Source organism: Mesorhizobium neociceri (genome assembly GCF_013520985.1).
GTDB lineage: Bacteria > Pseudomonadota > Alphaproteobacteria > Rhizobiales > Rhizobiaceae > Mesorhizobium > Mesorhizobium neociceri.
Genome location: NZ_JACDTY010000020.1, coordinates 1 through 20,514 on the forward strand (window position 1 = coordinate 1; position 20,514 = coordinate 20,514).

Sequence of the window (20,514 nt, forward strand, 5' to 3'; positions counted from 1 at the left end):
TGCCTGACGGCGCCGCAATCCAAGACACCTGCCCCATCAGGCAAGTCGCGTGAACCGCTTCGACGCAAAACAGAAGCGGACAGATCATGTGCTACCAAAACCGGACAACTTGATTAGCTACTGACACCCCTAAAACGTCAAACCGGACTTGGCGGTCTGCGCTCCCTCGCAATCCTGGCAGCGATCGCCTCGGCCTGGATGCGGGCGTTGGCGAAGCAGCCGCGGATGCTCGGCCGCATGCCGGTGAACCGCAGGCCCGGCAGTTTCGGGTCGTGGTCGGCGCCGTTGAACAGCGGCACGCCCTTTTCGTCGAGCACGCCGAGCTTGCCTAACATGGTCTCGAGCCCGGTGCGGTAGCCGGTCGCCGCGATGACGATATCGGTCTGGATCGTCATGCCATTGTCGAAAATGACCGTGTCGCGGGTGAATTCCCGCACGGTCGGCACCACGATGATCCGGCCGCCCTTGATGGCGTCGACGGCGCCGTCATCGGTGGCGATAGCGGTGTAATCCGACGCCAGCCGGCTTGCCCCGCCCGAAGGCGTCGGCGGCAGGCCGAAGGCGGCGAGGTCACCGAACACCAGCCGCTGCGTCGCTGCCATCACCGCATCGGCGAGCCTGAACGGCAGCCGCGCCAGCATCGGCGAAAACCGGTGGACGGCGATCTGGCCGATGCGCTTGGGCAGCAGCGCCGGGCCGTTGCGCGCCGACAGCCAGATCTGCCCAGTGTCGGCCCGCACCAGATGGTTGAGCGCGTCGAAACCGGAATTGCCGGCGCCCACGACCAGTATTTTTCGGCCAGCATAGTCGTTGGCGTCACCGAACTCGGCCGAATGGATGATACGCCCGACAAAGGTCTTCATGCCCTTCCAGGCTGGAATGAAGGGCTGACGGTCGCGTCCTGTCGCGATGACGACATGGCGCGCCAATCGCGGTCCGGCGCTTGTACGCACCAGCCAGTGGTCGCCCTCGAAGGCGATCTCCTCGACCGCGATGCTGAACTCGACCGGCAGCCGGTGGATGGCGCGGAATTCGTTGAGATGGCGGATGACGGCGCTTCGGTGCGGAAAGGCAGGGGTGCCGGGCGGAAAGCTGACGCCCGGAAGTGCCGAGAGATCGCGATGCGTGTTGAGGTGAAGCTGTGCGTGGCGCCGGTGCCATGGCTCGGCCAGCCGGGCTTCCTTTTCCAACACCATCACTTGTACGCCGGCCTTGAGCAGCGCATGGGCTGTGGTCAGCCCGGCCCCGCCGGCGCCGATGACGATCACGCCGTTGAAAATCGCTTGCTGGCCGGCTTCAGCGTGCAAGATTCCCGTGTCCATGCCTTTATGTGTCGCCATCATGACCATGACTTTTGATGCCACGCCAGTGTATCGGGCCTATGCCGCTCCCGAAGCGGAACGGTTGCAGGCCGCTTCGGCCTTGCCGTCGGCAGTGTTGCACAGTATTGACTGAAATAAGGCGGCGCTGCCGCCAACGCAGCCACGAGGTGCCCATGTCCGCGCGAATTTTCAGCCCAGCCAAAACCGCGATGCAGTCCGGCAAGGCCAAGACCGGCCATTGGGTGCTGGAATTCGACCCCGCGCAGCGCAAGAAGATCGACCCGCTGATGGGCTACACCACATCGGGCGACATGCTGAGCCAGATCCGGCTCACCTTCGACACCAGGGAAGAGGCGGTGGCCTATGCCGAAAAGCAGGGGCTGGCGTTTCGCGTCGAGGAGCCGAAAGAGACCAAGCGCCGGCAGATTTCCTATGCGGAAAATTTCCGCTATGACCGCAGGATACCCTGGACGCATTGACCGGCGGACAGCGTCCGTCACAAAGACATCAGCCGGCCAAGATATCAAAGGGCCAAGATATCAAACGGCCAAGATATCAAAGGGCTTGGCCGGCCAGCGGTCCCGTAGCTCAGCTGGATAGAGCACCGGCCTTCTAAGCCGATGGTCACAGGTTCGAATCCTGTCGGGATCGCCAATAATTCAACGGTTTAGCTCAGGCGCCGCTCCAAAAGTTCCAACATCTCACCCTGTTTCCGCGAAGCGCGAAGTGGACGTCAGCACTATCCCTGCGTGCTGCCTGAAAAGCAGGTCGCCGGCATATATCGTTATGGTCTTGTAGAATGAGCGCATCGCTGGTAGGCTTTGGTCTGACATTGGCTAAGACTTTAGTCCGACGATTCTGACTGGATTTTTGGCTTATGCCAGCTGGAACTTGGCGCTGGTTTTCGCCGTAGGTTGCCTCGGTTGAGTGGCGAGACGCGACGAATCATCGCAACGGTGCATCCAAAGGTCTGCTGGCGCGTTTGCCACGGCGCCGGATGAGTGCGAAAGTATGTGGAATCGATGATTTCGAAAAAACTTGCCGTCAATGCCGAAACCGCCGCCGCCTTTCTCAACTTGATGGGAAATGAGAAGCGGCTTTTGATCATGAACCACTTGGCCGGCGGCGAACTTTCGGTCGGTGTTCTTGCCGAGAAAGTTCTGCTCAGCCAATCGGCCCTGTCGCAGCATCTTGCCAAGCTCCGCGCCTTCGGCCTTGTCGACACCCGTCGCGACGGCCAGATGGTCTACTATTTCTGCTCGTCCGGTGCGGCGCGCGAACTGCTTGCCATGCTGGATGGCTTCCTGGTGACCGAAAGACCGCTCACAGGCCCGGGCCCGCATTACGTCGCCGAAAGACTGCGCCGGGCACGAGCAGCCTGAGAACAGGCATCGGCCTGGATTGGTTGACCCTTCTGGCCGGGCTTCATTGCCGCTAACGCGCGAAGTCGATGGCGGCGCCATCCCGGCGCTGATCGCCAGTATTTTCGACGATTTTGTGCCCCTCCAGCGTTGGGTCGTCCATGCCGGCCAGACCGCACGTCGTTGGGCGCCAACATGGGCGCAGCGTCGGTCCGCGCCAAACTTGCGCGATTTCTAATATAAGAGCACAGTTCGAAGCGTTGGGGGGAGAACGGCTCACAAACAAAAAATCGGGAGGAAACCATGAACAGCATGAGCCTCACCACGCTTGAACGCGGCAAGACGACCGTCGACGCTGCGGTCCTTGAAGCGCTTTCGGCACAATTGCGCGGCACACTGCTTCAGGCGGGCGACGCCGCCTACGACGAAGCACGCACCGTCTGGAATGCCACGGTCGACCGGCGCCCCGGTCTCATTGTGTGTTGTGTCGGCGCCTCCGACGTCATCAGTGCCGTGAATTTCGCTCGGGAAAACAGGCTTCTCGTCTCCGTGCGCGGCGGCGGCCACAACATTGCTGGCAGTGCCGTTTGCGATGGCGGCCTGATGATCGATCTGTCGGCGATGAAGTCGGTGCGGGTCGATGTCGTGGCGCGACGGGCATGGGTCGGGCCTGGCGCCACGCTCGTCGATGTCGACCGGGAAACGCAGGCTTTTGGCCTGGTGGTGCCGACGGGTATCAACTCGACCACCGGCATATCAGGCTTGACGCTGGGTGGCGGCTTCGGCTGGATCACCCGCAAATTCGGCTTGACCATCGACAATCTTGTTTCAGCCGATGTGGTCACCGCCGATGGCAAGTTGCTGCGTGCCAGCCAGAAGGACAATCCGGACCTGTTCTGGGCGCTGCGTGGCGGCGGCGGCAATTTCGGCATCGTCACCGCGTTCGAGTTCCAACTCCACCAGATGGGGCCGCAAGTTCTGTCGGGGCTGGTCGTCCATCCCTTCGCCGATGCCGAAAAGATGCTGCCGGAGTATCGAAAGGCGCTCGAAACCGCGCCCGACGAACTGACCTGCTGGGTGGTCATGCGGCAGGCGCCGCCGCTGCCGTTCCTGCCGACCGAATGGCATGGCAAGGAGGTGCTGGTTTTGGCCATGTGCTATTGCGGCGACATCCAGGCGGGCGAAAAGGCGACGCAGAAGCTTCGCGCCATCGGCACGCCGATTGCCGATGTCGTCGGCCCCAACCCGTTCACCGGCTGGCAGCAGGCCTTCGACCCGCTGCTGGCGCCCGGCGCCCGCAACTATTGGAAGAGCCATGACCTGACCGAGCTTTCGGACGGCGCGATTGGTGCCACCACTGCGGCGATTACCAGGCTTCCAGGCCCCGAATGTGAAATTTTCATCGGTCATGTCGGTGGCGTGGCGGGCCGTGTGGCGGCAGATGCAACGGCGTTTCCGCAGCGCAACTCGCATTTCGTCATGAATGTCCACGCCCGCTGGCGCGAACCGGCAATGGACAAGGCCTGCATCGATTGGGCTCGTGGTATCTACGAGGCGACCAAGCCCTATGCCGCCGGCACGGCTTACGTGAACTTCATGCCGGAGGACGAGGTCGACCGGGTCGAAGCGGCCTATGGCGGCAACTATCGCCGGCTTCTGGAAATCAAGCAGCGCTACGACCCGCTGAACCTGTTCCGCATGAACCAGAATCTGCGGCCGAAGGAAAACCAGCGCGCCGCTTGAGGCGGCAGAGCGTGATCCCGAACCGGAGATCCGTGCCAGCGAATATCGGAATCGATTTTGCTCCATTGACCTTCGGTTTCGGAGCGGGTTGAGGCTGGCATCGGATAGTCCACTCGCACCCTCTGGCCGTGGCTTCTGGTTGTCGCCTATGATTGGCATATTAGGCGACCATCGTTCGCGCGAACTGCTTGCCATGCTGGATGGCTTCCTGGCGACCGAAAGACCGCTCACGGGGCCGGGCCCGCATTACGTCGCCGAAAAGCTGCGCCGGGCGCGAGCAGCCTGACAATGGGCCACCGATTGGCGCCGGTCTGGCCGGGTGGCCGGCCTCAAGGCCCGGGTCTCAATGCCCCTGAAGCGCCAAGTCGACGTCAGTGCCATCCCGACGCTGCACGCTGCCTAAAGCGCTGCGATAAATTGTCGGCCTGTTCAGGCAACAGGCCAACGGTCCGGTAGCAGATTAGAGCGCTGGCCTTCCTGTCGGGATCGCCAATAATTTCAAAGCGGTAGTATGGAGGCCTGAGTGGGAATTGAACCCACTACGTCGGTTTTGCAGACCGATGCGTCACCGTCCCGCCCTCAGACCATGACTCCTCCTGCATGGACCGCGACACATAGTCAACTTGGCCGGCCCCCGCTCGCAGGTTTCGAATCGGATCCGGCTGCCGCCGCCGGATGTTCGGAACGCGGCTCACCTTCAGGTGTTTATGGGAGATGGCAGCGAAAACCCCGACCATCGCGCGTATCTGGCGCGGCAAGACCTTGCCCGACAAGGCCGGCGCCTATGAGCGCTACAACTACGAGGCCGGCATCAAGCCGTTGATCGAGAAAGCGCTTGGCGTGGAGACCTTTCGCGACGACACGCCGACGCATTCGGAATTCATCACCATCTCCTATTGGGAGAGCGTCGCGGCGATGGCGGCCTTCACCGGCGGCGATCCTAAAAGCATCCACCATCTCGACCGCGACAAGGAGTTCCTGATCGAATTGCCGAAGAGCGTTCAGGTGCTGCGCATCCGTTCCAGCCACGGCATGGTCGGCGGCGACAGCCATGGCACGATCGGGCCGCAGGACTGAGGGGCACTGGATGTTGGCCGGTTTTAACGCCAGAATCGTGCAAGCGGAGAGACATTGGCAAGGCGCTGCGGGCCGCCACTAGTGCTTCTTCAGCTTCGGATCTCCTTGATCTGGACCTTGTCCCCGCTAGATGCCAACATGGCCAAATTGTTCAATCCCGATATGAGCCGCGTTTGGTCGAGCAGGTAATTCTTCGAAGGTGGTGTGGGACGGTGCGCACTCAGATGGCTGCCGAATACTCGCGTTACGTGGCAGGGACTGGTGGCGACGAGCTTAGCGCGACCAAGGGCAATCTCGGTCACCAGATCACGCTGCGCGACCTTGGCGACGGCGTTACGGAGATCTGCGCTCTGAGTTGGTGGACCGATATGGAAGCGGTAAAGGCGTATGCGGGCGAACAACCTGAGCGGGCCCACTACTATCCCGAGGACGATCACTACCTGATCAACAAGCCGGAATTCGTCGAGCATCACGTCGTCGTCTATGGCGACCTCGCCAGCGCGTAGGAGTTCGGTCGCCAGCCTACTGCCCGCCGCGCATTTTCACCACAACGCTTCGCGCCGCCAGCACCAGCACGGTGATGATGATCAGGATCACCGAGAGCGCGGCGATCGCCGGGTCGATGTTGTCGCGCAGGCCCATCCACATCAGCCGGGGCAGGGTGATGGCGTTCACCGAGGTGATGAACAGCGTCACGCCGATCTCCTCCCAGGACAGAACGAAGGACAGCAGCGCGGCGGTGACGATGCCGAACTTGATGTTGGGCATGATGATGCGCGTGGCGCGCTCCCACACGCTGGCGCCAAGGCCGCGCGCGGCAAGGTCGATGCGGCGGTCGAGCTGGCTGAGCGAGACCAGGATCAGCACGGTGGCGAAGGGCACCGTCATCACCGAATGCGCCATGGCGACGCCAAGCCAGGTGTCGTAGCCGAAGAACGAGCTGACGCCGGAGATCGAAGTGAGCAGGAAGTAGAGCGTGATCGCCGAGACCACCGGCGGCACCACCATCGGCAACAGCACGAAGCCGACCAGGGCCGCGGTGAAGCGTGGCTGGAACATCCAGACGCCAAGGCTGAAGCAGAGTGCCAGCACGGTGGAGACGACGCTGCTGACGATGCCGATGCGGATCGACAGCAGGATGGCGTCGAGCCAGCGTGGGTCCTCGATCAGCGAGCGGTAGTGGCGCAGCGACAGTTCGCCCGTCGGCATCGCCAGCATGCGGCTCGGCGTCAGCGACACCGGGATGACCGCCAGCAGCGGCAGCAGCAGGAACAGCGCCACCAGCACGGCGAGGATCAGCGAGACGGGGCCGGGGCGATAGGTCGGCATCAGATCAGCTGCTTCGGTCTGACATGGCGGAACAGCAGCGCCATCAGCGCGCCGACGAACAGAACCAGCACGACGCTGATCGCCGCACCCAGCCCCCAGTCAGGGCTTTGGAAGATGCGCAGATAGATCAGCTCGGCAATCATCACGCTGCGGCCGCCGCCGAGGATCGCCGGCGTGACGAAGAAACCGAGCGAGAAGACGAAGACGATCATCGCCGAACCGATGATGCCGGAGCGCGTTATCGGCACAAACACGGTCCAGAAGGTGCGCATGCGGCTGGAGCCGAGCCCGCGCGCCGCCAGCAGCACGCGCTCGTCGAGGCTGCGCATGGCCGATGCCAGCGGAAACACAGCGAAGGGAATGAGGAAATGCGTCATGCCGACGATGACGCCGAACTCGTTGCGCACCAGCGCCAGCGGCTCGGAGATGAAGCCGATCGATTGCAGCCAGGTGTTGATCAGGCCGCGATTGGAGAGCAGCGCTACCCAGCCGAAGGCGCGCGTCAGCACCGAGATCCAGAACGGGACGAGAATGCAGAACTCAGCGATTATGCGCTGCGCCGGGCTGCCGCGCACCCATACCATGGTGATCGCGTAGGCCGCCGCCACTGAAACCATGGTGACGATCAGCGCAATGCGCAGCGTGCGAATGAACACCGACTGCACCAGCGCATCGGTGGCGAGCGCGCCATACTGGCCGAGCCCCGGCGTCGGCAGCGTGACGCTCCATTTGACGACGCCGAGGAACGGCCAGGCATAGGCCAGCACAAGAAACAGGAGCAGCGGCGCCATCAACAGCGCCGCGCCCATCCTGTCGGAGAGGGTGCCTCTCATCGAAGCGTCACACCCGGCCTGGTCAGGCCGAGATGATCTTGGTGTATTCGTCGAGCGCTGCCCCGTAATTCTTGGCGTACCAGTCCATGTCGAGCGCGATCTGCTTCTTCATGTTTTCGGGATCGACCGGGTTGATGCGCTTCTTGTCGGCGGGGATCAGCGCGTCGGTGGCCGGATTGGCCGGACCCTGTCCCAGCTTGTCGAACATCACCAGCTGCTTTTGCGGATCCTGAGCGCTGGCGATGAACTTCATCGCCGCGTCCTTGCCGCCGGGGTTGCCCTTGAGCACGGCAAGCGCGCCAGGCGAGATCAGGCCCTGGTCCCAGATGAACTTGATCTTGCCGCCCGAGTCCTGCTCGATCAGCGAGGCGCGTGTCGACCAGACGATCGCCATCGAAGCCTCGCCATTGAGCAGCACGCTCTGGCTTTCGGCGCCACCGCCCCAATAGGCCACGACGTTTTCCTTGAAGGCGGCGATCTTGTCATGCGCGCGCTTCAGGTCGAGCGGGTAGAGCGAGGCTGGCGCGATGCCGTCGGCAAGAAGGGCTGCTTCCCAGCTCGACACGCCCCATTTGTAGAGCGAGCGCTTGCCCGGAAATTTCTTCACGTCGAAGAAATCGGCCATGCCGGTCGGGGCGTCCTTGCCGTATTTCTCCGAGTCATAGGCGATGACATAGGAGAAGAAATAGGTCGAGGCGGCGTATTCCCAGCCGAAGCCTTCGCGCATCTTCTTCTTGTCGACGATGGCGTAGTCGATCGGCTCGAGCGCGCCCTGGGCGCCGAGCGTGATGGCCGAGAACGGGTCGACGTCGACGAGATCCCAGGTCGGCGCGCCGCTCTTGAACTGCGCGGCAATCGCGCCTTCGGTCGGGCCCGAGCCGTCCATCTTGACGGTGATGCCGGTGTCCTTGGTGAAGGCCTGGCCATAGGCAGCGTCATAAGCGGTGAGTGCATCACCACCCCAATTGACCAGCACCAGTTCCTTGGCCTGCGCAAAGGCGCCGGTCGAGCGCAGCAGCATCGGCGTGCCGGCCAGCAGAAGGGCGGCAAGCTGCGTGAATTGCCGGCGCGAAATCTCGCCGCGTGCTGCCCTGGCGGACAGGCCGTCCATGGCTTGTTTTTTGGTTTCGTGTGTCATGTCAGTTCCCCTTTTTTGTTGTTGATAATTCCGGTAGTTGGCGCGAATTCCAGATTCATTGCTGGAAGCCCGCTTTGGTCGTCATCCTCCGTCCGGAAGGAGGAAACCTTTTTCCGCCGGCCAGGTCAGCCAGACGGAATTGCCTTTGATCAGCGCAGCGGCTGCAACCTCGTTCGGCACCGATACGGTAACCTTGGCGCCCTGGCGCGTTGTCAGGTCGAGCTTGGTCGCTGCTCCCAGATAGGTCGAGCCGACGGCCGTTGCAGCAATGCCGTTCTCGCCGGCGGCTGCTTCGCGCGCGATCGACATATGCTCGGGGCGGATCGCCAATATGGCATTGCCGTTGACTGCCTCGGCATTGCCGCGCAGCGTGATCGCGCGGTCTTCGCAAAGTGCGGTGGCGCCATCATCGGCGCGCTTCACGCCCTTCAGCGGCAGCATGTTGATCTCGCCCAAGAACTCGGCGACGAAGCGGTTGGCCGGCCGGTCGTAGACTTCGTCCGGCGCGCCCACCTGCAGCAATTTGCCATGGTTGAAGATGGCGACGCGCGACGACAGCGCCAGCGCCTCGCTCTGGTCGTGAGTGACGAAGACGAAAGTGGTGCCGGTTTCCTGGTGCAGCCGCTTCATCTCGGCCTGCATCTGGCCGCGCAGGCTCTTGTCCAGCGCCGAGAACGGCTCGTCGAGGAGCAGCACGCCAGGCTCGAACACCAAGGCACGTGCCAGCGCTACACGCTGCTGCTGGCCGCCGGAAAGCTGCGCCGGCAGTTTGGTCTCATGGCCCTTCAGGCCGACGCGCTCGATCATCTCGGCAACGCGGCGCTTGATCTCGGCAGCGGATTTCTTGCGCACCTTGAGCGGGAAGGCGATGTTGGCCTCGACCGACATATGCGGAAACAGCGCATAACCCTGGAACACCATGCCGGCGGCGCGCTGCTCGGCCGGGCGCTCGGTGATGTCGACGCCGTCGCTGAAAAGCTTGCCGACGGTCGGCTGCACGAAGCCGGCCAGGATCATAAGGAAGGTGGTTTTGCCGGAACCAGAGGGGCCGAGCAGCGTCAAAAACTCGCCGCGGCCGATATTGAGCGTCAGATCGTCCAGTGCACGGAACGAGCCGAAGCTCTTGCCGATCCCGATTGCCTTGATCTCTGCGGCCCGGCCGGGTTGCTGCATCCTGCCTCTTCCTTGGTCGTGGTCTGAGCGTAGGGCAGGGCGCCGGTTCACCGCAACCGAATAGTTTTCGCCTGATCGGCAAATTTGATTCACGGATGGCGCCTAATCTCCCCTCAAGGGGGAGATTAGCTAACTTCCGACAGTTTCGCTCTTAACCACCCCGCAAACGCCTCCAGCACTGGATGGCTCGCCTTGGCATGCTCGGACACCAGGAAATACGAACGCGGCGAGGGGATCGCGATGTCGAAGGGGCGCACCAGACGGCCTTCGCTCAGTGCCCGGCGGCTGGTCAGTTCGTCGCCCAGGGCAATGCCCTGGCCGGCGATTGCCGCCGAAAAGACGAGGTTCATGTCCGAGAAGAAGATGCCGCCTTCGGTGTCGGGGTTTTCCACCTTGGACAGCGCCAGCCAGCGCGCCCAGTCCTCGGTATCGCCGAGGTGCAGAAGGTTGGCGCGCAGCACGTCGGACGGTTTGGAAAAGCCGCCGACCTTGTTGAGCAAGGTCGGACTGCAGAGCGGCGTGAACGAGATTTCGCACAGCAAATCGACCGCCCGGTTCGGCCAGTTGCCAACGCCGAAGGCGATGAAGGCATCGGCGTCCGGATTGCTGACATCATCCAGCCGCCTCGGTGTCAGGATCGATAGCGCCACATCCGGATACATCTGCCGGAACTCGCCAATATGCGTGCACAGGAATAGCGAGGCGAAGCCCGGCGTGCACGAGACGGCGAACGAGCCACCGACACCGGTACCGGCATTGCGCGCCACCGCGTCGCCGAGCACCGTCAGCGCTTTGCGCACATCGGCTGCGTAGCGCTGGCCGCGCGGTGTGAGCGCCACGCCCTTGCCGATGCGCTCAAGCAGATCGAAGCCGAGATCGCGTTCGAGCAGCCGCAGTTGATGGCTGACCGCGCTGCGGGTGAGGTGCAGTTCGTCGGCGGCGCGCCAGACGCTGCCGTGACGGGCAAAACTGTCGAGGGCGCGCAGCGCCTGTGTGGAGGGTATTCGCAAGAGGCCTCAGGTGAACCGAATTTGCACGAACCGGGAAAACATATCACTTTTTGGAAAGCCGTTTCACTGCTTTCTTGGTCGCATGGAGAAACCGGTGACGACCTCGGCGCAAGCGACCGCGCTTGCCTGCATCGACGGCATCCAGCCATCGCTGTCGGCGTGGACGCGCACCATTTTCGATTTCGGCGAGACCGCATGGCGCGAATACCAGTCGGCGGCCTGGTATGTCGCGCGGCTGAAGCATGAGGGCTTTTCGGTCGAGGAGGGGTCGGCCGGCATGCCGACCGCCTTCTGCGCCCACTGGACGAACGGTCCCGGTCCGACCATCGGCATGTACGCCGAATATGACGCCGTGCCCGGCAACTGCCAGGATGCGGCGACGGTGAAGCGGCCGCGCCCGGGTCTTGGCAGCGAGGCCGGCGGCCATACCGATCCGCATTCGGGGCTTGGCGTCGCCAGCCTCGGCGGGCTTCTGGCCACCAAGGCGACGATGCAGCGCCACGGTATCGAGGGCACGTTGCGCTTCACCGGCGAGCCGGCGGAGAAGGTGCGGGGCTCGAAGCCGATCCATGCGGCAAAAGGCTATTATGACGGCCTTGCCGGCATGATCTCCTTCCATCCCTTCTACATGCTGCCGCTCTGCAACACCGCGCGCTGGGACACGCATTGCGGCGCTGCCTATGCGATGATCTACCGCTTCATCTGCGATGAACCCGAAAACTGGTTTCGTGCCGGCGACGGCGCGCCGATCCCGCAGGCGCATTCGGCGGTGCGCGCGCCCGGCGCCAACGATGCACTGATGACCATGTACATGGCCTCCAAGGCGCTGCGCGATTCCATGCTGCCGCACCAAGGCGGCTGGTCGATCAGCGAGGCTATCCTGACGGCAGGGCAGGCGACCGCCGACAATCTGCCGGCGGGGCTCTCCGAGATCCAGTACATGATCCGCGTGCCAACCATTGCCATGGCCGAGCAGGTCACCGCCGTGCTCGACCGTAATGCGGCCGCGGCCGCCGCGATCAGCGGCTGCCGCTACGAGCGCCATTGGGTATCGAAGTCGCGGCCGGGTCTCGCCAACCACGCCTTGGCAGGGATTACTTTTGAAGCGCTGTCCGCGGTCGGCCCGCCGCACTGGGATGAGGCGGCGAAGACGATCGCCCGCGAGGTCCAGGTCAATGCCGGCGGCATCGCAAGCGAAAACCCGTTCATAGACGAGATGGAGCGGCTGATCACGCCGCAGGAGGCTGAGGCGATCCTGCGCCGCGACCTGCCGCCGTCGCAGATCAACTCGACCTCCGACGACTACACCGACATGTCGTGGCACGCCCCGACGGCGCGCTTCTATGTCGCCCGCCCGGCGCTGCGTTCCGCGAACGGCCACGCCTATTCATCCTGGGCGATGAATGCGCTGGGTGGCATCTCGGCCACCATCGACCCGATGGTCATTTGCGCGGCCAAGACGGTTGCGCTTGCGGCGCTTCGCCTGCTTGAGGACAAAACCGCGCGCGATGCGGCGATGGACGAATTCGTCACCCGCACCGGCGGCGGCATCGGCGGCTCGAACTGGATCGCGCCGCTTTGCGACTACGAACCCCCAACCAATTTCCGCTGGCCGGAATATGTCACCACCGCGCGTGGGCGCGACTGGTGGATTCCGAGCGGCCAATCCAATCAAGCTGCATAGTCAAATCGAGGAGAACCCCATGACCGTCCATGACCGCATCGTCGCCGAGCCGTTTTCACTGCAGCGCCGCAATCCCGCCGGCGGCACCAAGCCGCTGACATCATGGGGTTTTGCCAACGAGACCGACATGCTGACCGACGTTTTGCTCGGCTCACCCAATTTCCTGCGCCACCTTTCGACCAGCTCGCTGTCGCGCAAGCACCTGCGCGAGGCGCCGTGCAACGTCCAGATTGCGCAGGCGCAGCACAAGGATCTTGTTGCCGCCTATGAGCATTTCGGCGTCAACATCCACTGGCATGAGCCGACGCCGGAACTGCCGATGCAGGTCTATTCCCGCGATTCCAGCGTCATGACGCCCTATGGTGCCTTCATCACCGCCATGGCCAATTGGTGGCGGCGCGGCGAGAACTATGCCGCCATCCGCACTTACGAAAAGCTCGGCATCCCGATCTACGACATGGTCACATCAGGCACCTTCGAGGGTGGCGACTTCAACGTCATCGAGGACGGCGTCGTGCTGATCGGCTGCGGCGGCGCCCGCACGCAGGAGGAGGGCGCCCGCCAGGTGCAGGCCTGGTTCGACAAGGAGGGCTGGGAAACCCGCATCGCCTTCATCGACGAATACTACGTCCATATCGACCTGATGGTGGTGCCGATCGCCGAAAAGCTGACCGCGGTCTGCCTCGCTTGCACCGAGCCCGGCATTGTCGACTGGCTGAAGGGCAAGGGCCACGAGATCATCGACGTGCCGTTCCAGGACACGATGGCGCTTGGCTGCAACTTCATGTCGCTCGGCAAGGACAGGGTGATCGCGCCGACGTCGAGCCAGTCGCTGATCGGCCAGCTCAAGGCGCGCGGCTTCGAGGTCGCGGCGATAGACATGAGCGAAATCTCCAAGACCGGCGGCGGCATCCATTGCATGGCGCAGGCGCTCAAGCGCGAGCCGGCGTAAGGGCACGAATTTGACAACACAGGCCCGGTGGGAGAAATATACACTGTCACCAGAGGAGGGATTCTGTGAAAAAAGCTTATGAAGAGCCGAGCCTAGCCAAGGCGGGAAAGCTCGCATCGCTGGTTGCCGCACCCTCGTCGAAGCCCGCCCCTTGATCGCTACCGGCCGCTGACGGTCGAAATGTGGTTGTCCGACAACTGGACCGAATTGTTGATGGCAGCCCGCCGGCTTTGAACGGCGGGCTTTTGCTTTGCGCCAGAGCGCTGTCGCGTAAAGCCACTCGCGGCAGGTCAGCCGGCTAGTCCGGTCTGTCCGAACCTGAATTGAATTTGCGCCTGGCGTTTTCCAGATGCGCGCGCATCGCTTGCCCGGCGGCTTCCGGGTCATGGCGCTCGATCGCCTCGAACACAGCCTGGTGGCCGGCGAAACTCCTGCGGTTTTCGATCTCCGTATTGGCCACGTGGATGCGCTGGTTGATCAGCCATTCGACCAGCGCTTCGTGCGCGGCGAGGAAGATCGGATTGCCGGGGATGACGGTCAGGACGCGGTGAAACGCGACATCGGTGACGGCGAAGGCTCGCGCCCGGGGAATGGCACGCTCGTTTTCGGCCAGTGCGACGGCCAACGCGTCGATCTGTTCGCGGGTCGCCATCTCCGCGGCGTGGCGCGCGATCGAGACCTCGAGAAACAGCCGCAATTGCTCGAAATGGCCGATGCCGTCGGGCTGGTCCATCAACAGATGCGCCGTGCCGGTCAGTTGCTCCAGCATGTTCTTCGGCGTCGGCCGCGTCACCTTCGGCCGCTCGCCGCTGTTGATCTTCACCAGCCCCATCTTCTCCAGTGCAAACAACGCCTCGCGCACCGAAGGGCGGCCGACGTCGAACATCGACATCAGGTCGCGCTCGGACGGCAGCGAGGCGCCGACCGGATAGACCTCGTCGCGGATCATCGCCTCCAGCCGAAGGCGAACTTCATCCGACAATTTTTTTCGAACCGGCATATTGTGCATGGTCTACCTTTTAAGCTATTAGACCAGTCGCTGCAAGCGAGGATCTTGCGCAACCGAAGGGATGGAGGTCGCCGTTTTGCCGATGGGCGCGGCGGTCGCGCGACAGACGAGGATCTGGCGCGAAATCGGCCTGGAGCAGGGGCATGGCCTCGATTTCGGCCGGCGAAAGCAACGGGAGGAAAATTCCATGAGAAGACTGTTGATGAGCTTTCTGTCGGCGCTGGCGCTGACGTTTGCTGTCGGCGCCGCGAAGGCCGCGGATGGCGGCACGTTCCGCTCGGCGATGCGCACCGGCTGCATCGAGATGGGCACGCTGCACACCACGTGCGGCCACAGGCTCGACGAGACGGTTCTGCAGGGTCTCGTCCACATCAAATGGACGGGCGACGGCGTGCAGCCGATGCTGGCCGAGAGCTGGAAGACGCCCGACGGCGGCAAGACTTACATCTTCAACCTGCGCCACGGCGTCAAATGGCATGACGGCACGCCCTTCACCGCCAAGGATGTGGTGTTCAGCCTCAACCTCTATGCCAACCCCAAGGTCGGCTCGCCCTGGGCGCAGAAGCTGGGCGCGGTCGCCGGCTACAAGGCTTTCCAGGATGGCTCGGCCTCCTCGCTTGCCGGAGTAAAAGCACTCGATGACTTGACCGTCCAGATCGAGCTCGACAGCGCCAAGCCGCTCTGGGTCGAGCTGCAGCTTATCGCCATCAGCATCTTTCCCGAACACATTCTCGGCAACGTCGCACCCGCCGACATCAAGGGCAACGCCTTCTGGGTCAACCGCGTTGGCACCGGGCCGTTCATCTGGAAGAAATACGAGAGCGACCAGTATGTCGAGGTCGACCGCAACCCCGACTATTTCCTCGGCGCGCCGAAGCTCGACCGCATCATCTACCAGATCTACAAGGACGTACCGCCGATCATCGCCGCACTGGAGACGCAGGAGGTCGACGCCATGTCCTATGAAGGTGGCGGCGTGCCGATCTCCGAACTGCCGCGCCTGCAGAAGCTCGACTATCTGACGGTGCTGCCGAAATTCTCCGCCGGCCTGCCGACCTATTTGCAGTTCAACCTGGAGAACAAGCGCTTCGCCGATGTGCGCGTGCGCCAGGCGATGCTCTATGCCATCGACCGCAAGGCCATAATCGAGACGGTCAAGCAGGGCGCCGGCGAACTGTTGAACACGCTGTTCCCGCAGGACTGGGCGCGCGCCAAGGACCTCGAGCCCTACGACTACAATCCCGACAAGGCCAAGCAGCTGCTGACCGACGCCGGTTGGGACGCCAGCCAGCCGGTCGATTTCATTTACTACTATTCCGATCAGATGAACGTCGACACCGTCACAGCCATCCAGAGCTATCTGGCCGCCGTTGGTGTCAACATCCAGCCGCGCCTGCTCGATCCGGCGGCGATCAACCAGGTCTACGCCGACGGCAGCTTCCAGATGGGCTTTTTCGCCAACGGCATGGGGCTCGATCCCTCGCTCGGCTCGCCGCTGGTCGTCTGTGGCGCCAAGCCGCTTGCCATGGGCTACTGCAACCCGAAGGTCGACGAACTCTTCAACAAGGGACTGGAATCCAACGACCGCGCGGTGCGCGCCGTGAGCTACCAGGAGGCGTCGCGCATCCTCAACCAGGAACTGCCAAAAGCCTGGCTGTGGAACGAGGTGCGGCCGCTGGCCTTCAACAACCGCATCGTCGGCCTGGCCCAGCACTTCAAGGAACAGCCGCTCGTGATCTTCAATCACCCGGTCTACAACGAAGTCGAGAAGTGGGAAGTGGCGAAATAGCCACTGCCGATACCCTTGCCGGTCGTGGGGCTCCGCTGGAGGCTCACGATCCGATGTCTCAGAACCGCCTTCAGCTATAGGAGAGGCCGGTGCTCAGCTATCTCCTGCGAAAACTGCTGTTCAGCATTCCGGTGCTGTTCGGCGTTACCGTGATCGTCTTCGCCATCGCCCATGCCATGCCTGGCGACGCGGTGCTGGCGATGATCACGGCGGAGGCGCCGTCGAGCGAAGAGCTGATCGCCATGCGGCGCGGCGAGCTCGGCCTCGACCAGCCGGTCTACATCCAGTATCTCAACTGGATCGGCCAGATCCTGCACGGCAATCTCGGCCGCTCCTTCGTCAATGGCCGCAGCGTCGGCGACATCATCGCAGAACGGCTGCCGATGACGCTGGAGCTGATGGGCGTGGCGCTGCTTGCTGCCTTCATCATCGGCACCACGCTCGGCGTGATCTCGGCGCTGCGACAATACAAGTTCACCGACTATTCGCTGACACTCTCCGGTTTTGTCGGCGTCTCGATCCCGGATTTCTTCATGGGCCTGCTGCTGGTCTATGTCTTTGCGCTGGAGCTGCGCTGGCTGCCGTCGTCGGGCATTTCCACGGCCGGCGACAGTTTTTCGCTGCTCGACAATCTCAAGCACCTGATTCTGCCGGCGGCGGCGCTCGCTTTGTTTCGCGCCGCCATCTTCATGCGCTATGCTCGCGCCGGCATGCTCGAGGTGCTGAACCAGAGCTATATGCGCACGGCCAAGGCCAAGGGGTTGCGCCCCAGCACGATCACGCTGCGCCATGGCCTGCGCAATGTGCTGATCCCGCTGGTCACCGTCTTCGGCCTGGCACTGCCGACCTTGTTCGGCGGTTCGGTGGTGATCGAGACCATCTTCCAGTGGCCGGGCATCGGCCTGATGTTCATCGATTCCGTGGTCAACCGGGATAGCCCTGTGATCATGGGCTATGTGCTGATCACCGCCATCATCGTCATGCTGGCGAACCTTGCCACCGACCTTGCCTACAGCGTGCTCGACCCCAGGGTGAGCTATGACTGACGCCACCGCCGCCGACATGACGATCGCCGTCGGCGCCTCGCGCGGTCTGTGGGGCGAGGCGGCGCGCCGCTTCCTGCAGCACCGGCTGGCGACGCTCGGCCTGATCATGCTCGCCACCATCGTGCTTGCCTGCGTGCTGGCGCCGCTGATTGCGCATTACGGGCCCAACGACATCGACCTCAGAGGCCGCAACCAGCCGCCTGGCGGCGTACATTGGCTGGGCACCGACGGCACCGGCCGCGATATCTTTGCCCGCATCCTCTATGGCGGCCGCATCTCGCTGACGGTCGGCTTCGTCGCCGTGGCGATCTCGGCGGCGATCGGCATCTTCATCGGCTGCGTCGCCGGCTATTTCGGCGGCAAGGTCGACCTCGTGCTGATGGGCCTGATCGACATGGTGCTGACCTTTCCGCGCCTGGTCATCATCATCGCCTTCGTCGCCGTCGTTGGACCCAGCATCTTCAACACCATGGTGGTGATCGGGCTGCTCAGCTGGCCCTCGATCGCGCGGCTGACACGCGGGGAGATCCTGGCCTTGCGCAACCAGGAATTCATCCTTGCCGCGCGCTCGCTCGGCACCTCGCCATCGGCCATCATCCTCGAACACATCCTGCCCAATGTGCTGAGCCCGATCCTGGTGGCGATCACGCTCGACGTGGCGACAGTCATTCTATTCGAGGCGTCTCTGTCCTTCCTCGGGCTAGGCGCGCAGGCGCCGGCGGCAAGCTGGGGTAACATGCTGCGCGACGCCCGCACGCTGTCGATCCTGGAGAGCCAGCCGTGGATGTGGATCCCGCCCGGCGCCATGATCGCCATGGCCGTGCTCAGCATCAACTTCGTCGGCGACGGCCTGCGCGATGCGCTCGACCCGCAGCACATTATGGGCGGGGGCGGCAAATGATGGGCGCCGACGCACTTGCCGTTGAAAGGACGGCTGAGGGAACCGGACAGCAGTCGGTGCTTTCCGTGCAAGGGTTGAGCGTCGAGTTCGGTCCGCAAGGCAGTGCCGTCTATGCCGTCAACGATGTCTCCTTCGAACTTGCCGAAGGCGAGTCGCTGGCCATTGTCGGCGAGAGCGGCTCGGGAAAGTCGGTCACCGTGCAGACGCTGATGGGACTGATCCGCAAGCCGCCCGGCCGTGTGACGTCAGGTCGAGCACTCTTTCGCGGCCGCGACCTTCTGGCCATGCCCGATAGTGAGTTGCGCCAGATCCGCGGCCGCGACATCGCGATGATCTTCCAGGACCCGATATCGTCGCTGAACCCGGTGCTGACCATCGGCCTGCAGCTGACCGAGGCGCTGCGCGAGCATCAGGGCTTGAGCGAGGCCGAGGCCGAACGCCAGGCGCTCGACATGCTGGATCTCGTCGGCATCGCCAACGGGCCGCAGCGCATGCGCGCCTTTCCGCATCAATTCTCCGGCGGCCAGTTGCAGCGTATCGGCATCGCCATGGCGCTGGTCTGCAAGCCGTCGATCTTGATCGCCGACGAGCCGACCACCGCGCTCGACGTCACCATCCAGGCGCAGATCGTCGAACTCGTCGGCCGCCTGCAGAAGCAGCTCGGCATGGCGATCATCTGGATCAGCCATGACCTCAGCCTGGTCGCCGGCTTCGTCGACCGCGTCGCGGTGATGTATGCCGGCTCGATCGTCGAAAGCGCGCCGGTCGATGCGCTGTTTTCGGCAACGACGCATCCCTACACGATCGGCCTGTTGAACTCGATCCCGTCGCTGACGGCTGACAACACCAGGCTGGTGCCGATCAAGGGCGCGCCGCCCAATGTCACGCTGCCGCCGACCTTCTGCGCCTTCGCGCCGCGCTGCCATTTTGCCGAGGCGCGCTGCCGTGAGGCGAAGCCGCTGCTGGAAGCGGTTGGCGGCGGCCACACCACCGCTTGCTGGCGCTGGCGGGAGGTCGACCATCTGTCACGCTCGACGACCACTGCTCAAAGTGTGAAGCCGGTTGGCGCGGCCGGGCAGGAAGCACTGCTCACCGTCACCGATCTCAAAGTGCATTTCCCGATCCGGCGCGGCGTTTTGCGGCGGCAGGTCGGTGCGGTGCACGCCGTCGACGGCGTCAGCTTCGAAGTGTTGCGCGGTGAGACGCTGGCGCTGGTCGGCGAAAGCGGCTGCGGCAAGTCGACGACCGGCCGTGCCGTGCTCGGTCTCGAACAGCCAAGCGCCGGCCGCATCGTCTTCGAGGGCAAGGACTATGCGGGTGCGACCGGCGAAGAGCTGAAGCTGCGCCGCCGCGACATGCAGATGGTGTTCCAGAACCCGTTCGGTTCGCTCAATCCGCGTATGACCGTCGGCCGCATTATCGGCGAAGGGCTGCGCGCGCAGAAGATCGGCACCCGCGCCACGCGCGATATCAGGGTCAGCGAGTTGCTGGCGCTGGTCGGCTTGAGGGAGGCGCTGCGCAACCGCTACCCGTTCGAGCTTTCCGGCGGCCAGCGCCAGCGCGTGGGCATTGCCCGCGCGATTGCCACCAATCCGAAATTCATCATTGCCGACGAGCCGATCTCGGCGCTCGACGTCTCGATCCAGGCGCAGATCGTCAACCTGCTTGATGACCTGAAGACACGCCTCGGCCTGACCTATCTGTTCGTCGGCCACGATCTGTCGATGATCCGCTACCTCAGCGACCGCGTCGCGGTAATGTATCTCGGCCGCATCGTCGAGATCGGCGCCACGGCGGCGGTGTTCGGCACCCCGCTGCATCCCTATACGCGGGCGCTGCTGTCGGCCATTCCCGTGCCCGACCCGAAGGCCGGCGGCACGCGCCGACGCATCGTGCTTGGCGGCGGCGTGCCCGACCCGTCGAAGCCGCCGTCCGGCTGCCATTTCCATCCGCGCTGCCCGAAGGCGACCGACATTTGCGGCAAGGTCGATCCGCAACCGCGCGACTTAGGATCGATCGCTTCGGGCCGGCACCTCGTCGCCTGCCACCACGCCGGTGAGGCTTAGCCAATGGTTTTAGAACCAAGCCGGCTTCCACAAAAGATCATGCTGAAACAATGCCATAGCGCCGGAACCGGAATCAGTGGT

The 20,514-nt window shown here is 63.5% G+C and carries 19 protein-coding genes and 2 tRNA genes; 13 read left to right on the top strand and 8 right to left on the bottom strand.

Going from position 1 to position 20,514, the window contains the following annotated elements:
- Positions 1–137 precede the first annotated feature (137 nt).
- Positions 138–1,322: a flavin-containing monooxygenase gene (locus H0241_RS28400; protein WP_181061092.1), complete on the bottom strand. Its 1,185-nt coding sequence runs from the start codon at positions 1,320–1,322 to the stop codon at positions 138–140.
- 173 nt (positions 1,323–1,495) lie between these two features.
- Between H0241_RS28400 and H0241_RS28405 the strand changes: the two genes are divergently transcribed.
- The 5 genes from H0241_RS28405 to H0241_RS28425 all read left to right on the top strand — a co-directional run bounded on the left by H0241_RS28405 (position 1,496) and on the right by H0241_RS28425 (position 4,712).
- Positions 1,496–1,801 carry an ETC complex I subunit gene (locus H0241_RS28405; RefSeq protein WP_023670294.1) on the top strand — a complete coding sequence of 102 codons (306 nt, stop codon included), beginning with the start codon at positions 1,496–1,498 and terminating at the stop codon, positions 1,799–1,801.
- Between the two features lie 98 nt (positions 1,802–1,899).
- Positions 1,900–1,976: transfer RNA gene (locus H0241_RS28410), tRNA-Arg, on the top strand.
- 368 nt (positions 1,977–2,344) lie between these two features.
- The gene (locus H0241_RS28415; RefSeq protein WP_181061093.1) at positions 2,345–2,704 is read left to right on the top strand and encodes an ArsR/SmtB family transcription factor; all 360 of its coding nucleotides are present in this window, start codon (positions 2,345–2,347) and stop codon (positions 2,702–2,704) included.
- Positions 2,705–2,986: 282 nt separating this feature from the next.
- Complete coding sequence (locus H0241_RS28420; RefSeq protein ID WP_181061094.1) at positions 2,987–4,426, top strand: FAD-binding oxidoreductase; 1,440 nt, start codon at positions 2,987–2,989, stop codon at positions 4,424–4,426.
- Positions 4,427–4,574: 148 nt separating this feature from the next.
- Positions 4,575–4,712 carry a hypothetical protein gene (locus H0241_RS28425; protein WP_181061095.1) on the top strand — a complete coding sequence of 46 codons (138 nt, stop codon included), beginning with the start codon at positions 4,575–4,577 and terminating at the stop codon, positions 4,710–4,712.
- A 226-nt stretch (positions 4,713–4,938) separates the two neighbouring features.
- Here the strand turns inward: H0241_RS28425 and H0241_RS28430 are convergent.
- Positions 4,939–5,012 (bottom strand) — tRNA-Cys (locus H0241_RS28430).
- Between the two features lie 128 nt (positions 5,013–5,140).
- Between H0241_RS28430 and H0241_RS28435 the strand changes: the two genes are divergently transcribed.
- Entirely contained in the window at positions 5,141–5,503 is a 363-nt protein-coding gene (locus tag H0241_RS28435; protein WP_181061096.1) for an antibiotic biosynthesis monooxygenase family protein, read from the top strand.
- A 224-nt stretch (positions 5,504–5,727) separates the two neighbouring features.
- Positions 5,728–6,009 (top strand): hypothetical protein, encoded by a 282-nt coding sequence (locus tag H0241_RS28440; RefSeq protein WP_181061097.1) that lies wholly within the window; start codon positions 5,728–5,730, stop codon positions 6,007–6,009.
- A gap of 16 nt (positions 6,010–6,025) precedes the next feature.
- On the opposite strand, the gene H0241_RS28445 is transcribed toward H0241_RS28440, so the two are convergent.
- From H0241_RS28445 to H0241_RS28465, 5 genes are all read right to left on the bottom strand, one after another.
- Entirely contained in the window at positions 6,026–6,832 is an 807-nt protein-coding gene (locus H0241_RS28445; protein ID WP_181061098.1) for an ABC transporter permease, read from the bottom strand.
- Entirely contained in the window at positions 6,832–7,665 is an 834-nt protein-coding gene (locus H0241_RS28450) for an ABC transporter permease (protein WP_181061099.1), read from the bottom strand. Before H0241_RS28450 ends, H0241_RS28445 begins: the two co-directional genes overlap by 1 nt.
- A gap of 22 nt (positions 7,666–7,687) precedes the next feature.
- Positions 7,688–8,803 (bottom strand): ABC transporter substrate-binding protein, encoded by a 1,116-nt coding sequence (locus tag H0241_RS28455; RefSeq protein ID WP_181061100.1) that lies wholly within the window; start codon positions 8,801–8,803, stop codon positions 7,688–7,690.
- An 81-nt stretch (positions 8,804–8,884) separates the two neighbouring features.
- A complete protein-coding gene (locus H0241_RS28460; RefSeq protein ID WP_181061101.1) occupies positions 8,885–9,976 on the bottom strand; it encodes an ABC transporter ATP-binding protein in 1,092 nt (363 codons plus the stop codon).
- Between the two features lie 125 nt (positions 9,977–10,101).
- Positions 10,102–10,986, bottom strand: coding sequence for a LysR substrate-binding domain-containing protein (locus H0241_RS28465; RefSeq protein ID WP_181061102.1), 885 nt, complete (start codon positions 10,984–10,986; stop codon positions 10,102–10,104).
- Positions 10,987–11,068: 82 nt separating this feature from the next.
- Here H0241_RS28465 and H0241_RS28470 point away from each other — a divergent pair, with 82 nt between their 5' ends.
- A complete protein-coding gene (locus tag H0241_RS28470) occupies positions 11,069–12,670 on the top strand; it encodes a zinc-binding metallopeptidase family protein (protein WP_181061103.1) in 1,602 nt (533 codons plus the stop codon).
- A 19-nt stretch (positions 12,671–12,689) separates the two neighbouring features.
- Positions 12,690–13,622, top strand: coding sequence for a dimethylarginine dimethylaminohydrolase family protein (locus H0241_RS28475; RefSeq protein WP_181061104.1), 933 nt, complete (start codon positions 12,690–12,692; stop codon positions 13,620–13,622).
- A gap of 298 nt (positions 13,623–13,920) precedes the next feature.
- Here H0241_RS28475 and nanR read toward each other — a convergent pair whose 3' ends face one another.
- Complete coding sequence (gene nanR, locus H0241_RS28480) at positions 13,921–14,631, bottom strand: transcriptional regulator NanR (RefSeq protein ID WP_181061105.1); 711 nt, start codon at positions 14,629–14,631, stop codon at positions 13,921–13,923.
- A gap of 187 nt (positions 14,632–14,818) precedes the next feature.
- Between nanR and H0241_RS28485 the strand changes: the two genes are divergently transcribed.
- The 4 genes from H0241_RS28485 to H0241_RS35850 all read left to right on the top strand — a co-directional run bounded on the left by H0241_RS28485 (position 14,819) and on the right by H0241_RS35850 (position 20,433).
- Positions 14,819–16,420 (top strand): ABC transporter substrate-binding protein, encoded by a 1,602-nt coding sequence (locus H0241_RS28485; protein ID WP_181061106.1) that lies wholly within the window; start codon positions 14,819–14,821, stop codon positions 16,418–16,420.
- A gap of 89 nt (positions 16,421–16,509) precedes the next feature.
- Entirely contained in the window at positions 16,510–17,466 is a 957-nt protein-coding gene (locus tag H0241_RS28490; protein ID WP_181061107.1) for an ABC transporter permease, read from the top strand.
- Positions 17,459–18,367 carry an oligopeptide ABC transporter permease gene (gene opp4C, locus H0241_RS28495; RefSeq protein WP_181061108.1) on the top strand — a complete coding sequence of 303 codons (909 nt, stop codon included), beginning with the start codon at positions 17,459–17,461 and terminating at the stop codon, positions 18,365–18,367. Before H0241_RS28490 ends, opp4C begins: the two co-directional genes overlap by 8 nt.
- A complete protein-coding gene (locus tag H0241_RS35850; protein ID WP_235984532.1) occupies positions 18,364–20,433 on the top strand; it encodes an ABC transporter ATP-binding protein in 2,070 nt (689 codons plus the stop codon). Before opp4C ends, H0241_RS35850 begins: the two co-directional genes overlap by 4 nt.
- Positions 20,434–20,514: the final 81 nt, after the last annotated feature.

Bases quoted from the DNA above. Each gene is read 5' to 3' on its own strand.
- H0241_RS28400 (WP_181061092.1), bottom strand. From the start codon at position 1,322: ATGGACACGGGAATCTTGCACGCTGAAGCCGGCCAGCAAGCGATTTTC.
- H0241_RS28405 (WP_023670294.1), top strand. From the start codon at position 1,496: ATGTCCGCGCGAATTTTCAGCCCAGCCAAAACCGCGATGCAGTCCGGC.
- H0241_RS28415 (WP_181061093.1), top strand. From the start codon at position 2,345: ATGATTTCGAAAAAACTTGCCGTCAATGCCGAAACCGCCGCCGCCTTT.
- H0241_RS28420 (WP_181061094.1), top strand. From the start codon at position 2,987: ATGAACAGCATGAGCCTCACCACGCTTGAACGCGGCAAGACGACCGTC.
- H0241_RS28425 (WP_181061095.1), top strand. From the start codon at position 4,575: ATGATTGGCATATTAGGCGACCATCGTTCGCGCGAACTGCTTGCCATG.
- H0241_RS28435 (WP_181061096.1), top strand. From the start codon at position 5,141: ATGGCAGCGAAAACCCCGACCATCGCGCGTATCTGGCGCGGCAAGACC.
- H0241_RS28440 (WP_181061097.1), top strand. From the start codon at position 5,728: ATGGCTGCCGAATACTCGCGTTACGTGGCAGGGACTGGTGGCGACGAG.
- H0241_RS28445 (WP_181061098.1), bottom strand. From the start codon at position 6,832: ATGCCGACCTATCGCCCCGGCCCCGTCTCGCTGATCCTCGCCGTGCTG.
- H0241_RS28450 (WP_181061099.1), bottom strand. From the start codon at position 7,665: ATGAGAGGCACCCTCTCCGACAGGATGGGCGCGGCGCTGTTGATGGCG.
- H0241_RS28455 (WP_181061100.1), bottom strand. From the start codon at position 8,803: ATGACACACGAAACCAAAAAACAAGCCATGGACGGCCTGTCCGCCAGG.
- H0241_RS28460 (WP_181061101.1), bottom strand. From the start codon at position 9,976: ATGCAGCAACCCGGCCGGGCCGCAGAGATCAAGGCAATCGGGATCGGC.
- H0241_RS28470 (WP_181061103.1), top strand. From the start codon at position 11,069: ATGGAGAAACCGGTGACGACCTCGGCGCAAGCGACCGCGCTTGCCTGC.
- H0241_RS28475 (WP_181061104.1), top strand. From the start codon at position 12,690: ATGACCGTCCATGACCGCATCGTCGCCGAGCCGTTTTCACTGCAGCGC.
- nanR (WP_181061105.1), bottom strand. From the start codon at position 14,631: ATGCACAATATGCCGGTTCGAAAAAAATTGTCGGATGAAGTTCGCCTT.
- H0241_RS28485 (WP_181061106.1), top strand. From the start codon at position 14,819: ATGAGAAGACTGTTGATGAGCTTTCTGTCGGCGCTGGCGCTGACGTTT.
- opp4C (WP_181061108.1), top strand. From the start codon at position 17,459: ATGACTGACGCCACCGCCGCCGACATGACGATCGCCGTCGGCGCCTCG.
- H0241_RS35850 (WP_235984532.1), top strand. From the start codon at position 18,364: ATGATGGGCGCCGACGCACTTGCCGTTGAAAGGACGGCTGAGGGAACC.